Here is a 14,227-nt window from a genome sequence, read left to right on the forward strand (position 1 = left end):
CTGTTCGATGATCTCGTCGGAACCGCCCGTGACCAAGGTCAAGCGCGAGACGCTTGGATCCTCCGTCGGGGCTACGGTCAAGGACTCGATGTTATAGGCGCGCGCCGAAAAAAGACCGGCCACCCGACATAGCGCGCCGGCCTCATTTTCGAGCAAAATAGAGATGATCCGGCGCACCTCTAAGCCAGTTCCCTTTCCGGCGACAGATGCATTTCATGGTGACCCTTGCCCGCGGCAATCATGGGGTAGACGTTTTCGGTCTGATCGGTGATGAAATCCATCAGCACCAGGCGCTCTTTCATCCCCAGCGCTTCCTTGAGGGCCGGCCGCACGCTAGCGGTCTTTTCAATCCGCATCCCGGCGTGCCCGAAGCTCTCCGCCAATTTGACGAAATCGGGCAAGGCATCCATATACGAGTGCGAGTAGCGCCGATCGTAGAAGAATTCTTGCCACTGCCGGACCATTCCCATGTAGCGATTGTTAAGATTGATGATTTTAATGGGCAGCCCGTACTGTAGGCAGGTCGAGAGCTCCTGGATGCACATTACCAAGCTGGCCTCGCCCGTGATGCAGGCCACGAGATGTTCGGGAAACGCTACCTGCACACCCAAGGCCGCCGGCAAGCCGAACCCCATGGTGCCGAGCCCTCCCGAGTTGATCCACCGCCTGGGTTGGTCGAACTTATAAAACTGCGCCGCCCACATCTGGTGTTGGCCGACATCGGAAGTGATATACGCATCGCCGCCGGAGAGCTCATAGAGCTGCTCGATGACATACTGTGGCTTGATGACCTCGGTGGTGCGGTCGTAACGCAGGCAATCGACGGCCTGCCATTCTTTAATTTGTCCCCACCACACCGCCAGCACGCCCTGATCAGGTTGCGCGCCGCTATCGTGCAGCGCCTTGATCAAATCGCGCAAGACGCTGCCCGCGCCGCCGACGATCGGTACAGCCACCGGTACGTTCTTCGCGATCGACGAGGGATCAACGTCGATATGGACAATCTTGGCCTCCGGGCAAAAGTGTTTGAGATCGCCCGTGACGCGGTCATCGAAACGCGCGCCGATGGCGATGAGCACATCGCAGTGGTGCATCGCCATGTTGGCCTCGTAGGTGCCGTGCATCCCGAGCATGCCGATGAACTGCGGATCCGTTCCCGGATAGGCGCCGAGCCCCATCAGGGTGTTGGTGATCGGGTAGCCGAGATGGCGCGTAAACTCGATGAGCTCCCCGGCGGCGTTGTCGAGCACGATACCGCCCCCGGTGTAAATCATCGCACGCTTGGCCGCGAGGATGAGCGCCACGGCCTTCTTGATCTGGCCCGGATGGCCCTTGGTGACCGGTTTATAGGAACGCATTTCGACCGTTTCCGGGTAATGGTACTCGGCTACGTCGGCGGTGACGTCTTTCGGAATATCCACGACCACGGGACCGGGGCGGCCCGTGGTGGCGATGTAAAACGCCTTCTTGATTACGCTCGCGAGGTCGTTGACGTTTTCGACCAGGAAATTGTGCTTGACGCACGGACGGGTGATACCGATCGCATCGACTTCTTGAAAAGCGTCATTGCCGATGAGATGAGTCGGCACCTGACCGGTGAATACGACCAGCGGGATCGAGTCCATGTAGGCCGTGGCGATCCCGGTGATGGTGTTGGTCACGCCGGGACCCGAGGTCACCAAGACCACGCCCGGCCTGCCGGTGGCCCGCGCATAACCGTCCGCGGCGTGGGTGGCGCCTTGTTCGTGCCGCACGAGGATGTGCTTGACGGCGTCTTGCTTAAACAACGCGTCATAGATATGCAGCACGGCCCCGCCGGGATAGCCGAAAATGTAATCGACCCCTTCATCCTTGAGGCAGCGTACGAAGATCTCCGCCCCGCGTAATTTTTCTGTCACCTCTAACACCTTTTGGGACCTTGAGATATGAGAAGCTACTGGCATTTCCGAATCAGGTCAAGCCGCTGCAATGGTGTAGAATGCGCGGCTCGAAGCCGATCGCCGACAACACCGGAACCGGACCGGCAACGCTAGTGTTTCTGTAGCTCAAATAAGTCAGAAAACACGGTCGGCGTCGAAAACCCGGTTCGTCATTCCCGCGGAAGCGGGAATCCACCGCCGATCTATGCTCCGCATGGATTCCGGCTCGCGTCCGCTGCGCGGACTTGGCCGGAATGACGGGCCGGTGTTATGCGGTGTATTTCTGTGACAGTACACTAGGAGTGGACGACAATGCGGATCTCGCAGTTTTTACTCCCGACCGTGAGGGAATCCCCCGCCGACGCCGAGATTATCAGCCACCATCTCATGCTGAGGGCGGGTATGGTCCGCCGGCTCGCGGCGGGGATTTATACCTGGCTTCCACTCGGATTGCGCGTGCTGCGCAAGGTGGAACGCATCATCCGCAAAGAAATGGATCGCGCCGGCGCCCAAGAGGTCCTGCTGCCGGGCGTGCAACCGGCGGAGCTGTGGCAGGAATCGCACCGCTGGCAGCACTATGGCCCGGAGCTTCTGCGCTTCCGGGATCGGCATGAACGCGAGTTTTGCCTCGGTCCGACCCATGAGGAAGTCATTACGGATCTGGTGCGCCGGGAGATCCGCAGCTACAAGCAATTGCCCGCGAACTTCTACCAGATCCAGACCAAGTTCCGCGACGAGGTGCGGCCGCGTTTCGGCATCATGCGGGCGCGCGAGTTTTTGATGAAGGACGCCTATTCCTTTCACCTTGATCAAAGCTCCTTGCAAGCGACCTATGACCGGATGTACGCGACCTACACCCGAATCTTCACCCGCATGGGGCTTAGATTTCGCGCCGTGCTTGCGGATACCGGCAACATCGGCGGCAACCTGTCGCATGAATTTCACGTCCTGGCCGAAGCGGGCGAGGATCGTATCGCCTATAGCGCGGATGGCGCCTATGCCGCCAACGTGGAGCTTACGCCGGCGCCGGCGCCGTCCGGTCCACGGCCGCCTGCGAGCGCGGCATTGCAATCGGTCGCGACACCCGGCCGGGAGAGCATCGACGAGGTGAGCCGCTTTCTCGTCGTCGAACCCGCCCGCTGCCTCAAGACCTTGATCGTCGAAGGGAGGAACAGCGGCCTGACCGCACTCGTGCTCCGGGGCGATCATGAGCTTAACCCGCGCAAGGCGGAAAAGATCGAGCACGTCGCCATGCCGCTGACGCTCGCAAGTCCCGAGCGGGTCAAAGCCGCCATCGGCTGCAGCCCAGGCTCCCTCGGCCCGCGCGGGCTCACGATCCCCATCATCGCCGATCATAGCGCGGCCCAACTCGCGGACTTCGTTTGCGGCGCCAACGCCGAAGGTCAACACCTCACCGGCGTCAATTGGGGACGTGATCTACCGGAACCGGTTAACGCCGACCTGCGTGAGGTGGTCGCGGGCGACCCGAGTCCAAGCGGTGAGGGGCCTTTGGAGATCGCTAGAGGCATCGAGATCGGTCACATCTTTCAGCTAGGCGAAAAATACAGCCGGACGATGAAGGCCACTTGCCTCGACGAAAACGGCGAGGCAGTGACCTTGATCATGGGGTGCTATGGCATTGGTGTATCGCGGATCGTGGCCGCGGCAATCGAGCAGAATCATGATGAACGCGGCATCATCTGGCCGGGGGCGATCGCACCTTTCCAGGTGGCGCTCGCGCCGATCAATATGCAGCGCTCGGGACGCTTGAGCGAGGTGGTCGAGCGGCTGTATGCCGAGCTGCTGGCGGCCGGCATCGAGGTCCTGTACTACGATCGCAAAGAACGGCCGGGCGTGATGTTCAACGACTTGGACCTGGTGGGGATCCCGCATCGCTTGGTGCCTAGCGAACGCGGGTTGGACAACGATACGCTCGAATACAAAGGCCGACGAGACGTAAACGCGCAGCGTATCAACCTCGGCGAGACCGTGCCGTTTATCAAGGCGCGTCTCGCCGGTTGATTAGGGAAGCTCTGCAAAAGTTACTGCGCAGCCCATCTGCTTTGTCGCGTGCTCGCTCCTCGCTCGCCTATCTACCTGATATGTCTCGCGACTCGCTCCACGGCTTCGCGCATTTGGGCTTGCTCGCGACACTTTCGCAGAGCTTCCTTAGCGGATCACGAAGCCTGCCGGGATCCGCGTCGATACCGCTACGCACCGAACGTCGGCTACCCGCGCCTCTGCCGGTCCCTGCCAAAGCCACGCTATGAGCTTCTCGACCTCCACCGCGGGACCGCACGCCAGAACCTCCACCTGGCCGCTAGGGACGTTCCGTACCCAGCCGTTAAGTCCGAGCTGCAACGCCTGGTGGCGGGTATGGGCCCGAAAATAGACGCCTTGCACGCGGCCGCTGACCAGACACTTAACACAGGTGTTCACCTAAGCTCGATTTTACGCTAGCTTAACGGGCGAAAAGTATAAGGGGCCACCACGTGCCGAACCAGTGCGGTTCGCTTTCGAGGCGCGACACGGCCCGCAACCATACACGTCAGGAGGATCGGACCATGAAGGTGACTATCTATCACAACCCACGCTGCTCCAAGTCCCGGCAAGCCCTCGAGTTACTTAAGAAACGCGGAATCGAGCCGGAAATTGTTGAATATCTTAAGACCTCCCCCGATCGGGAGGCCCTAGCGCGGCTCTTAAAGCTTCTGCACATCAAGCCACGCGAGCTCCTGCGTAAGAACGAGGCCGAATATAAACAAGCCGGTCTCGATGATCCCACCTTGAGTGACGAGGATCTGATTTCCGCGCTCATTCAACATCCGATCTTGCTCGAACGTCCGATCGTCATCAGCGGCGCCAAAGCGATCATCGGCCGTCCGCCCGAACGAGTATTCGAGATTCTGTGAGTGATCCCCGGTGATCGAGGTCCTAGTGCTTTTTTACAGCCGCCACGGCAACGTCGCCGAGATGGCCCGCCTGGTCGCGCGGGGTATCGACGGGGTCCCGAATTGCCAAGCCCGCCTGCGAACGGTTCCCGCGGTCTCGGCCGTATGCGAGGCGAGCGAGGATCTGATTCCCGAACATGGACCTCCCTACGCCACCCGCGACGATCTGGTCGAGTGCGCCGCGCTTGCGCTCGGGAGTCCAACGCGCTTCGGCAACATGGCCGCCCCCCTCAAGTATTTTCTCGACGGGACATCGGATCTGTGGGTGTCGGGCGCGTTGATCGGCAAACCGGCGGCTGTCTTTACCTCCACATCCAGCCAGCACGGCGGGCAAGAAAGCACCTTGCTTTCGATGATGCTTCCGTTATTGCACCACGGAATGCTGGTGCTAGGCTTACCCTACGGCGAGCCCGCGCTCATGCGCAGCGCGAGCGGGGGCACACCGTACGGCGCAAGCCATGTTGCGGGCACCGATAGCGATCGCCCGATCACCGGCGATGAGCACGAGCTTTGTGTCGCCCTCGGCCGGCGCCTCGCTCAGACGGCCCTCCGCCTACGACAGGCCCTGGACTCATAGATATCAACCGGGTGCGTTCGAGTCGGGCTGCGCTGAAACGTACAGCGTTTGAAAGCTGGCATACGCGGCGCAGAAAGTGACCGGCATCAGCACTAAAAGCCCAAGGCCCATGGGAATCATCGCCGCGATGGCCAGTCCGATGAAGATGCCCATGAAGGCCGCAAACGCGCGCCAGTGCCTCGCGCAGGTCTCAAAGCTATTCATCATGGCGTCAAACGCATCGCTCCCGGCAAACATGATCGCGGGACAGGAGTACAGCAAGGCCATCGTCGCTAAGGTAAGGATCATTAACAAGAGCACGCAGCGCAAGAGTAGATTGATCACGATCGCCACGATCCCGCTGCTCGCATCGGTCCGCAATAGCGACTCAGTCGTTGAATACAGACTCGGATCCACAATCGCCACGGCATGAAGAAAAACGTATGCGGCTAAGGTGATGACGCCCAGCATGAGCAGCGGCAGGCGCTTGGTCTTATCGGTAAGGCCGATGAAGAAACGGTTCATGGCAAGCGGCCGTCCCTGTTCCATCTCGGCGGCTTGGTATAGAAACCCGGCGTAAAGCGCGGGATTGATCATCCACCAAGCGACGCGGCCGAGAATCGGGATCTGCCAAAGAAAAATCGCCAATAGCACCCACAGGAAAGTGTACAAAATCCACGTCGAAGGGTTGATTAAGAACAGCCGCCAGCCCGCTTTATACCAAGACCACGCTTGTTTACCTGGCCCCATCGTTGTTGTTGTCATACTGCCTCCGTGATCATCGACGATCCAACACAGCCCGCAATAACGGTAATGTGAGCCTACGCTGCATGGCCAGCGATGACTCATCCAACTCATCGAGCACCCGGCACAACTCCGCCATCGCGCGCGAATTGCGTCGCAAAAGATACTTCGCCACCTCAACGGGAAGGTCCGCGCCGCGAAGCGTTGCGCGCCATTGCAGAGCGCGGATTTTATCACACTCGTCGAGTTGCCGGAGGTGGAATACCAAACCCCAGGCGAGCCGCGATTTGAGATCGGGCAGATCGATGTTGGTGAATCCGGGACTTTCCAGGCTGGCGAGGACGAAGCAGCGCCCAAGATCCCGCAAGCGCTCGTACAAATGAAGTAACGCGCGCTCCCACTCGCGATTTCCGGCGACGCTGTGCAACTCGTCGATGCAAACCAAGTCTAGATCCTCAAGCCCCTCCAAGATCGTTGGGGATAGCTCCGCGTTTTGCGCGAGCGCGAGGTAGCAGGCCCGGCGCCCCAGGGCGGTAAACTCATGACCAGCGGCCTGTAGGAGATGGGTCTTTCCGGTACCGCTAGGCCCCCACAAATAGAGGCTCGCCGGCGCCTCGCCGAGCCGCCGGACGTGCTCGAAAACCTCGCGATTGGGCCCCGGATAGTAAAGCTCGAAGCTCGGGCTCCGGCCCTCGGGGAATACAAACGGGAGTTGTCTCGGCTGCGTCACGGAGATGCCCGATCCCAGGTTTTACTGCAAGCGTAGTTGGTAATGCCCGGGCACCGGGTCTCCACTCATCGGCTCCAGATACTTGCCGAGAGCGATGGCGCGGCCGAGCGAGCTTTCGCCTCCACGGGCGATCACCACAAATTCCACGCTATTGGGTTGCACTCGAACCACGCTGCTATGGGTAACCGCGTCGAGCGATTCCAAGTAACGCTGTAATTGCGCATAGTCGTCGAGCGCCGCCACACCATGCACGGTGAGCTTGACGATATCCTCCAACAACTGGTCGGCGGGCGGGTTCAATTGCGCGACCAAAGCATCGGTGCCCTGGTCGACGCCTTCCTCCAACACCGTCTCCGCGCTATTGCCTTGGGAACGCCAGCGTTGAACTTCTCCGCCAAAGAATAGGCTCCAGCTAGCCTCCCATAAACCGCTCGGCACTTCGTCGAGATGGCCCGTCAGGATCGCATCGGCTCCGTAGGGGTTCGAAACGTCGCCGGTGGCCGTTGCCGGCGGCGTTTGCAGATCGGACAGCCATGCCCGGTCGCGCTCATCCATGATCGGTATCACGATGGGTAGACCGCGCTGCCGGGCTTGATACTCGATGGCGTGCATGTAGCCCGAAGCGTCGTCGCGGCTGACCATAACGCGTTTTCCGCCGGAGCCGAGCGAGACGCCGACCAGCACCAGCGGGCGCTCGCGTCCCCAAAGATTCAAACCCGCGCGACGGACAGCGCCGCTGAGCGCCTTCGCGTCGAATTTCACCGCCAACACGCGCCCGCCGCCGTCCGTGTTCCCGTGCCCGCCCTCGGAGGTCTGATATCCGTATTGCTGTATGTAAACCTGCGGCTCCTTGAATAGACTCGCGACACCTTCGCGTTGCGCGGCATTGCGATCGCCCGTGAGCTTGACGAGCACGGCCCGGAGCGCCATTTGCATCGCCTCGGCCTTCGCGGCCGGCTCGCCGCCCGCGGTCGGGATCTCCGCCTCGTAAAGCCCACGGACCTGGGCCGCTTCACTCGCTAAGGCGAGGACCGATCCCGCGGCCAGCAAAAGATATCGCACCCAGCGCATGCGCGGAACGTATGCTAAGATGGCGGCTGCCGTCAAGGTTTGCCGCACGAATCCCACGCCGCTACCATAAGCCGATGCGAAACGGCCAAGAAAAGGGAGCGACTTACCGGGACGCGGGCGTCGACATCGAGCGTGGCAACGCGTTCGTGCGGCGCATAAAACCCTATGCGCGCGCGACCCACCGGCCAGGGGTGGTGGGCGGAATCGGCGGCTTCGGGGCGCTTTTCAGCCTCGCCGGCTTGAACTATAACAAACCGCTGTTGATCTCCTCGACCGATGGTGTGGGCACCAAGCTCAAGCTCGCGATCGACCTCAACCGGCACCGGACGATCGGCATCGATCTCGCCGCCATGTGCGCGAACGACGTGGTCGTGCAAGGCGCGGAGCCGCTGTTCTTCCTCGATTATTTCGCCACGGGCCGGCTAAACCTCGACACGGCCGAGCAAGTGGTCGCCGGCATCGCCCGAGGCTGCGAGCTGGCCGGGATGGCGCTTATCGGCGGTGAGACGGCCGAGATGCCGGGCTTGTATCAAACAGCGGACTACGATCTCGCCGGATTCTGTGTCGGCGTCGTCGAGGAAGATCGGCTTATCGACGGACGTGGGGTGATCCCGGGCGATGCCATCATCGGCATCGCCTCGAGCGGCCCGCACGCCAACGGCTATTCATTGATCCGAAAGTTGATCACCGACTCGGCCGCGGATTTGACGATGGATCTCGGCGGCCGCAGCCTCGCCGATACCTTGATCGAACCGACCCGCATCTACGTGAAGACGATCCTCGCCTTGCTCCGTAGCGTCCGCCTCCGAGCGATCGCCCACATCACGGGCGGGGGCTTCATCGACAATTTGCCGCGCGTCATGCCTTTGGGCGCCCGTGCGGTGATTACAGCCACTGCGTGGCCGTGGCCGCCGATTTTTGAATGGATCCGGGATGCCGGCGGCATCGAAACGCGGGAGATGTACCGGACATTCAACTGCGGTATCGGCATGGTCGTGATCGTGAGCCCGAACGATGCCGGCGCGGCGCTCGAACACCTCCGGCACAGCGGCGAGTCCGCTTGGCGGATCGGTTGGGTGGAAGCAGCGCGGGAGGATGATGCGCGCGTAGTCATCGATGCCGGCTAGCGCTCGGGGCTGCTCGCGACGATTTATTCACAACCTCTCGCTCGACTTGGCTTTAATCTTGGCCCCCACCGCAGCGAGAAACCCGCGCAGGATGTTTAGCTCGTTCTGATCGAGGCTAACGCGATTAAACAATCGCCGCATGCGCCGCATGAGCCGGCGCGGTTTCTCCGGATCGAGGAACCCGGCGTCGATCATGGTCTCTTCGAGGTGCAGGTAAAGCCGCGCCATCTCGTCGGCGGTCGCGGCGCGTTCGATAGCGAGATCCGCTGCCGCATCGTGAGGGATCGCGGCTTGGCGCAATTCGTAGGCGATGATCTGAACGGCGGCCGCGAGATTGAGTGAGGAATACTCCGGAGCGGCCGGCACCTTGACCAAGAGCTGGCAAAGATCGACCTCGGTATTGCTGAGGCCGGAATGCTCCGGCCCGAAGAGCAGAGCAACCTCCCCGCGCCCGGTCGCCTCGATGATTCGTGACGCGCCTTCGCGCGCCGAGACAGTCGGCCAGGGGATGCTGCGGTCCCGAGCGCTGGCGCCGACCACCAGACCGCATCCGCGCACGGCCTCGGCGGGCGATCCACAGATCACTGTCTCCCGCAGCACATCGGCGGCTCCGGCGGCCATCGCCGTGGCGTCGGCCGAAGGATAGCGATTAGGCGCCACGAGGAAGAGACGTCTGAGTCCCATGGTCTTCAACGCGCGCGCACTGGCGCCGATATTGCCGGGATGCGTCGGCCGCACCAGCACAAAGCGCAGTTTCGCCAAAGCGCCACTATTCATCCGGGATTCAAGACCATTTCGCTTTCACGCTCATTGTTGGATAGAATTTCGCGCTTGATTCGTAACTACGCACCCGAGGCAACCCACCGATGCACCCCATGCTTAATATCGCGATTCGCGGCGCGCGCAAAGGGGGTGACATTATCGTCAGGCACCTCGACCGCGTTCAAGGCTTGAGAATCGATACCAAACAACAGAACGACTTTGTCACGGAGGTTGATCGACTAGCCGAGGGTGCGATCATCGACATCCTCCTCAAGGCCTATCCAAACCATGCCATCCTGGCCGAGGAGAGCGGCACTCACGGGAGCGACGAGTACCAATGGGTCGTCGATCCCTTGGATGGCACGACCAACTTCATACACGGGTTTCCGCAATTCGCCGTATCCATCGCCCTGAAGCATAGGGGGCGGCTGGATCAGGCCGTGGTTTACGACCCGCTGCGGCAGGAGCTGTTCACGGCGAGCCGTGGGAAGGGGGCGCTCCTGAACGATCGCCGCATCCGCGTCACTCAACACCCCAACTTGCCGGGGGCCTTGTTGGGTACCGGGTTCCCGTTTCGGGAATTGCAGCACCTCGACCGCTACCTCGCGATGCTCAAAGCGCTCATCGAAGTGACCTCTGGAATACGCCGGGCCGGATCGGCGGCGCTCGACCTCGCCTACGTGGCTTGCGGGCGCTTGGATGGCTTCTGGGAATTCGGATTGAAACAATGGGACATCGCCGCGGGCGCGCTTTTGATCCTCGAAGCCGGCGGTATCGTTAGCGATCTGGAAGGAGGCTCCGGTTATCTCCGTTCCGGAAACGTCGTCACCGGCGGCCCCAAGGTGCACAAGGAAATTCTCAAGACCCTCGAACCCTTCATCGGGCCCAACCCGAATATTCTCGCCGTTTGACATATTTACTACCCGCGGCGCCCGGCTGTCACGGACGGATTTGCGGGCGCTACCACGCCGGATGCGCCCCGGTCAACGCACCCGCGCGGGGGGTGAAACAGCGTTCACAGTTATTGTCATGACCGTCCCGGCATGGGTAAGGGCGTTAAAGATACGCTACCAACGGTCCGATAAGATTAGCGCATTGCAAGGTGGCCCGGGAAGGGAATTCCGGAAGCCTGCATGCGGCGCACGGATGCGGATGAGGTCCAAGGATGGACCACCTCCTTCGCGCCATGCCCGTCCTTCCAACGCGAAACTGCTATCATGACCACCCGCAGCCCGCACACAACACAACGCTAGTCTCGCTATTATACGGCCTCGTGATTAACGGAGGGCGGCATGGGCATCATCCGAACAGAGCTTACACTCAGGAATCCGGCCAGAGGGGGCTTAGAGCCGATCAGTGTCAAGGCACTCGTCGATACCGGCGCCATTCATCTCTGTATTCCCGAGCATCTGGCCATTCAACTTGACCTGGGCGAGCTTGAAAAGCGGGAAGTGACGCTGGCGAATGGTCATAGGGTTGCCGTGCCTTACGTCGGCCCCATCGAGGTCAGATTCAAGAACCGCCGCTGCTTCACCGGGGCGATGGTGATAGGCGATGAACCGTTGCTCGGAGCGATTCCGATGGAAGATATGGATTTGGTAGTGGTGCCGAGCCGCCAGACCGTCGACGTTAACCCCGAGAGTCCGAACATCCCGGGTTCACTCGCGAAATGAGTCATCCGGCGAGACTGATCGCAGGGGGTAGCGTGCGCACAACGCTACACTCGAGGCGAATAAAAAACCCCTCGCGAGGAAGGGCGTGGGTTTGATTTCGTGCGCACGGCGCACGCTACGCTGGCTGCTTAGAAAAATGACCTGAGGATCAGTGCGACGACGCCACCTATCAGCATAGTGAGCATGAATTTGATTAACTTGAATTCACCGTCATGCTCCACCAGTTTGCGATCGAGGCGTTCTATGTCCGCTTTCAGATCTAGTCGCAGACCCAGAATATCCGACTTCGTCGTTAGGCTGACATCAAGCGCCTCGGCGAATACATCCTTCTAGGCCTCGGCCAGAGCCTTGGCCTGGGCCTCGGGAACGCCAGCGGCCTTGGGCCTTTCGACGAACTTGAGGGTATCAAAGGTGACGCTTGCCATAGCTGCAGTGTAGCACGCGCAAAGAACCTCTCGCGGGGCCGGCTTTTGGATTTTGGTGCGTGGGACGCACCCTACACAGGATCACACCCACGGGTCGATGGGCACCCGCACCCACGGCGAGCGAAACGAAGCGCGAGCACCCAGGAGTGTGTCCCAAGGATGGGACGAGCAACCGGAGTGTATATATTGAAATACATGAGGATTCCGAGCACCGATAACCTTCTCCCTGAGGGAGAAGGGACTTGCAGATTTGTCGAAGTCATTCTGTATAACATTGTCTGAGTGAGAATCTACGCTTTTCGGAGACTGCGCGCCGAAAAGTGGCCCCTGTCGGGGCAGTTCGTGGTACCGCAACATCGACAATTTTTTGTCGATGTTGTTTCGGTAAGCGCCTAAATAAGGATGCGTATGCCGATGGCCGCCACCACCAGCGCGAATAGCCGCTTCAGACTCGCGACCGGCAGGGTATGGGCGAGGCGCGCACCGAACGGGGCGAACAAGACGCCCCCCCCGGCCACCGCGGTCACGGCCGGCCAGTACAGATAACCGCTGCTCCAGTGCGGCAAACCGGCCCCATCCCAGCCCGTGATCAGGAACCCGAGCGCACCCGCGAGCGCGATCGGCAAACCGCAGGCCGCCGACGTGCCCACGGCTGGATGCATCGATACATTACACCATAACAACAGCGGTACGGTCAGCGTGCCACCGCCGATCCCGAGGAGCGCGGATACCATGCCGATCACCGCGCCCGTGAGGCCGAGCACCGCACGCCCAGGCAACTCGCGGTGCGGAGCCGGTTTGAAATCAACCAGCAGTTGCACGGCAACGACGATCTCGAATAGGCCGAACATGAGCCGCAACCCCCGCTCGGGGATGAGATCGGCAAGCGCGGCCCCGAGCGCGGCCCCGGCCAAGATCCCGGGCGTCAATCCCCGCACGGCGGTCCAATGCACGAAACCCCGGCGATGATGCGCCGAAGCCGAGGACATCGAGGTAAAGACCACGCTTGCGAGCGAACTGCCGATGGCGAGGTGCATGCAAATCTGCTCGGAGAATCCTTGCGCCAAAAACAAGAAATAAAGACCGGGCACGATCACGATGCCGCCTCCGATCCCGAGCAGCCCGGCGAGGATCCCGGCGAGCGTGCCGAGCGCCAGATAAGCGATCAGATTCGCCATCGTTACGGCAAGCGCCGAGCCAACGGCCGCCGTAATCCGCCGAACGGTGTGCGATCTCGGGCCCCGCCCTGCGTTCTGGTGCGCATACGTCGAGTGAGACTAGCACGCTACCGGGTCTAAGGGACCTTCCATAACCGCACGATCCGCGCCTTGCGGATCGCCGAATCGAATGAGAGTAGCGGCAAGTTAAACACCCGCGCCGTGGCTACGATAATGCGATCGGCCGGATCGCCGTGAAAGCGCGCGGGCAGCGTGCTCAGGCCCAACACCACTTCGACGTCGAGCGGCAGTATACGGACCACCTCTGGGCTCGCGGCTTCGCGCAGCCAGCGGTCGAAGGGCAAATCGAGTTTCAGCCTGCCCTTGGCGTTCAGCATCTGCGCTTCCCAAAGACTTATCGCTGACAGATACGGCAACTGGCGCTCGGCCAGCCGATCAAGCGCTTTCGCCTGTCTGCGGAGCAGCTCCGGCTGGCCGGTCAGCCACCAGATCCAGGCGTGCGTATCGAGCAGGATGCTCAACGCAGCGCTTCGAAGTCGCTGTCGGTCAACGCCGATTCGCCAGGTGCGGACTCCAGACGACCGCTGCCGCGCAGGCGCTGCCAAGGCTTGTCACGGGGCGCGCCGACTGGAGCGGCGGAGACCAAGCGTGCCACCACTCGCCCGCGACGGGCAATGTCGATAGGTTTGCCTTGCGCCTCTACCTGACGGATCAGATGAAGACATTTGGCTTTGAACTCGGTGATCGTTATGGTCATAACCTCATCATAAATGACCATTGTGGGTTGTCAAGCACAGGTGCAACATGGGTACTGGGTCAGTTTGATTTAGGTGCGTGATAATCGTCTACGATCGCGATCATATCCTCAAGCGACATTAGCTTTTGAGTCACGCCAGTTTCCATCGCCGGAGTGACTCGCAAGGTCTGATGAATGCGCACAAAATTGTAATGCATGAAATAAATTGCAATGGCGTGTTCGTGGTTCTCGATCTTCTTGCTGTGCGCGTTCGTTAGACGGGTAAACCGGCGCATTCCCATACGCATTGAAAGGTTCTGACGTTCCACGTAGCTTGTGGATACATGATGATCTT

18 protein-coding genes are annotated in these 14,227 nt (G+C 60.8%); 6 read left to right on the forward strand and 12 right to left on the reverse strand.

Translation table 11 applies throughout. The features are described from left to right. On the reverse strand, positions 1-177 hold a 177-nt coding region (ilvN, locus tag M3436_14470; GenBank protein MDQ3565280.1), incomplete at its 3' end, for an acetolactate synthase small subunit. 2 nt (positions 178-179) lie between these two features. Next, a complete protein-coding gene (gene ilvB / locus M3436_14475; protein MDQ3565281.1) occupies positions 180-1,943 on the reverse strand; it encodes a biosynthetic-type acetolactate synthase large subunit in 1,764 nt (587 codons plus the stop codon). Between the two features lie 288 nt (positions 1,944-2,231). On the opposite strand from ilvB, the gene M3436_14480 reads away from it, so the two are divergent. Next, the gene (locus tag M3436_14480; GenBank protein MDQ3565282.1) at positions 2,232-3,941 is read left to right on the forward strand and encodes a proline--tRNA ligase; all 1,710 of its coding nucleotides are present in this window, start codon (positions 2,232-2,234) and stop codon (positions 3,939-3,941) included. A 147-nt stretch (positions 3,942-4,088) separates the two neighbouring features. Here M3436_14480 and M3436_14485 read toward each other — a convergent pair whose 3' ends face one another. Continuing rightward, positions 4,089-4,358 (reverse strand): acylphosphatase, encoded by a 270-nt coding sequence (locus M3436_14485; GenBank protein MDQ3565283.1) that lies wholly within the window; start codon positions 4,356-4,358, stop codon positions 4,089-4,091. A gap of 125 nt (positions 4,359-4,483) precedes the next feature. Here M3436_14485 and arsC point away from each other — a divergent pair, with 125 nt between their 5' ends. Next, positions 4,484-4,831, forward strand: coding sequence for an arsenate reductase (glutaredoxin) (arsC, locus tag M3436_14490; protein MDQ3565284.1), 348 nt, complete (start codon positions 4,484-4,486; stop codon positions 4,829-4,831). A gap of 10 nt (positions 4,832-4,841) precedes the next feature. Beyond that, positions 4,842-5,447, forward strand: a complete 606-nt coding sequence (gene wrbA / locus M3436_14495) for an NAD(P)H:quinone oxidoreductase (GenBank protein ID MDQ3565285.1) — start codon at positions 4,842-4,844, stop codon at positions 5,445-5,447. 3 nt (positions 5,448-5,450) lie between these two features. On the opposite strand, the gene M3436_14500 is transcribed toward wrbA, so the two are convergent. From M3436_14500 to M3436_14510, 3 genes are read right to left on the reverse strand one after another with little or no spacing between them, the layout of a single operon-like run. Beyond that, positions 5,451-6,191, reverse strand: coding sequence for a hypothetical protein (locus M3436_14500; protein MDQ3565286.1), 741 nt, complete (start codon positions 6,189-6,191; stop codon positions 5,451-5,453). Between the two features lie 13 nt (positions 6,192-6,204). After that, entirely contained in the window at positions 6,205-6,900 is a 696-nt protein-coding gene (hda, locus tag M3436_14505; protein MDQ3565287.1) for a DnaA regulatory inactivator Hda, read from the reverse strand. Between the two features lie 21 nt (positions 6,901-6,921). Beyond that, entirely contained in the window at positions 6,922-7,971 is a 1,050-nt protein-coding gene (locus M3436_14510) for a DUF2066 domain-containing protein (GenBank protein ID MDQ3565288.1), read from the reverse strand. 74 nt (positions 7,972-8,045) lie between these two features. On the opposite strand from M3436_14510, the gene purM reads away from it, so the two are divergent. Continuing rightward, a complete protein-coding gene (purM, locus tag M3436_14515) occupies positions 8,046-9,098 on the forward strand; it encodes a phosphoribosylformylglycinamidine cyclo-ligase (protein MDQ3565289.1) in 1,053 nt (350 codons plus the stop codon). 27 nt (positions 9,099-9,125) lie between these two features. Here the strand turns inward: purM and M3436_14520 are convergent, their stop codons facing one another. Beyond that, positions 9,126-9,875, reverse strand: coding sequence for an RNA methyltransferase (locus M3436_14520; GenBank protein ID MDQ3565290.1), 750 nt, complete (start codon positions 9,873-9,875; stop codon positions 9,126-9,128). Positions 9,876-9,964: 89 nt separating this feature from the next. Here M3436_14520 and M3436_14525 point away from each other — a divergent pair, with 89 nt between their 5' ends. After that, on the forward strand, positions 9,965-10,771 hold the full coding sequence (locus M3436_14525; protein ID MDQ3565291.1) for an inositol monophosphatase: 807 nt from the start codon (positions 9,965-9,967) through the stop codon (positions 10,769-10,771). Between the two features lie 381 nt (positions 10,772-11,152). After that, positions 11,153-11,533: a clan AA aspartic protease gene (locus M3436_14530; protein ID MDQ3565292.1), complete on the forward strand. Its 381-nt coding sequence runs from the start codon at positions 11,153-11,155 to the stop codon at positions 11,531-11,533. A gap of 329 nt (positions 11,534-11,862) precedes the next feature. Here the strand turns inward: M3436_14530 and M3436_14535 are convergent, their stop codons facing one another. The 5 genes from M3436_14535 to M3436_14555 form a co-directional block, all read right to left on the reverse strand. Further along, positions 11,863-11,958 carry a CCDC90 family protein gene (locus M3436_14535; protein MDQ3565293.1) on the reverse strand — a complete coding sequence of 32 codons (96 nt, stop codon included), beginning with the start codon at positions 11,956-11,958 and terminating at the stop codon, positions 11,863-11,865. A gap of 392 nt (positions 11,959-12,350) precedes the next feature. Then, positions 12,351-13,136 (reverse strand): sulfite exporter TauE/SafE family protein, encoded by a 786-nt coding sequence (locus M3436_14540; protein MDQ3565294.1) that lies wholly within the window; start codon positions 13,134-13,136, stop codon positions 12,351-12,353. Positions 13,137-13,252: 116 nt separating this feature from the next. After that, complete coding sequence (locus tag M3436_14545; GenBank protein MDQ3565295.1) at positions 13,253-13,657, reverse strand: type II toxin-antitoxin system VapC family toxin; 405 nt, start codon at positions 13,655-13,657, stop codon at positions 13,253-13,255. Further along, entirely contained in the window at positions 13,654-13,893 is a 240-nt protein-coding gene (locus M3436_14550) for a type II toxin-antitoxin system Phd/YefM family antitoxin (protein MDQ3565296.1), read from the reverse strand. The genes M3436_14545 and M3436_14550 overlap by 4 nt, the downstream gene beginning before the upstream one ends. Positions 13,894-13,952: 59 nt before the next feature. Then, a partial coding sequence (locus M3436_14555; GenBank protein MDQ3565297.1) for an IS1 family transposase occupies positions 13,953-14,227 on the reverse strand: 275 nt, incomplete at its 5' end.

Source organism: Pseudomonadota bacterium (assembly GCA_030859565.1).
Taxonomy (GTDB): domain Bacteria; phylum Pseudomonadota; class Gammaproteobacteria; order JACCXJ01; family JACCXJ01; genus USCg-Taylor.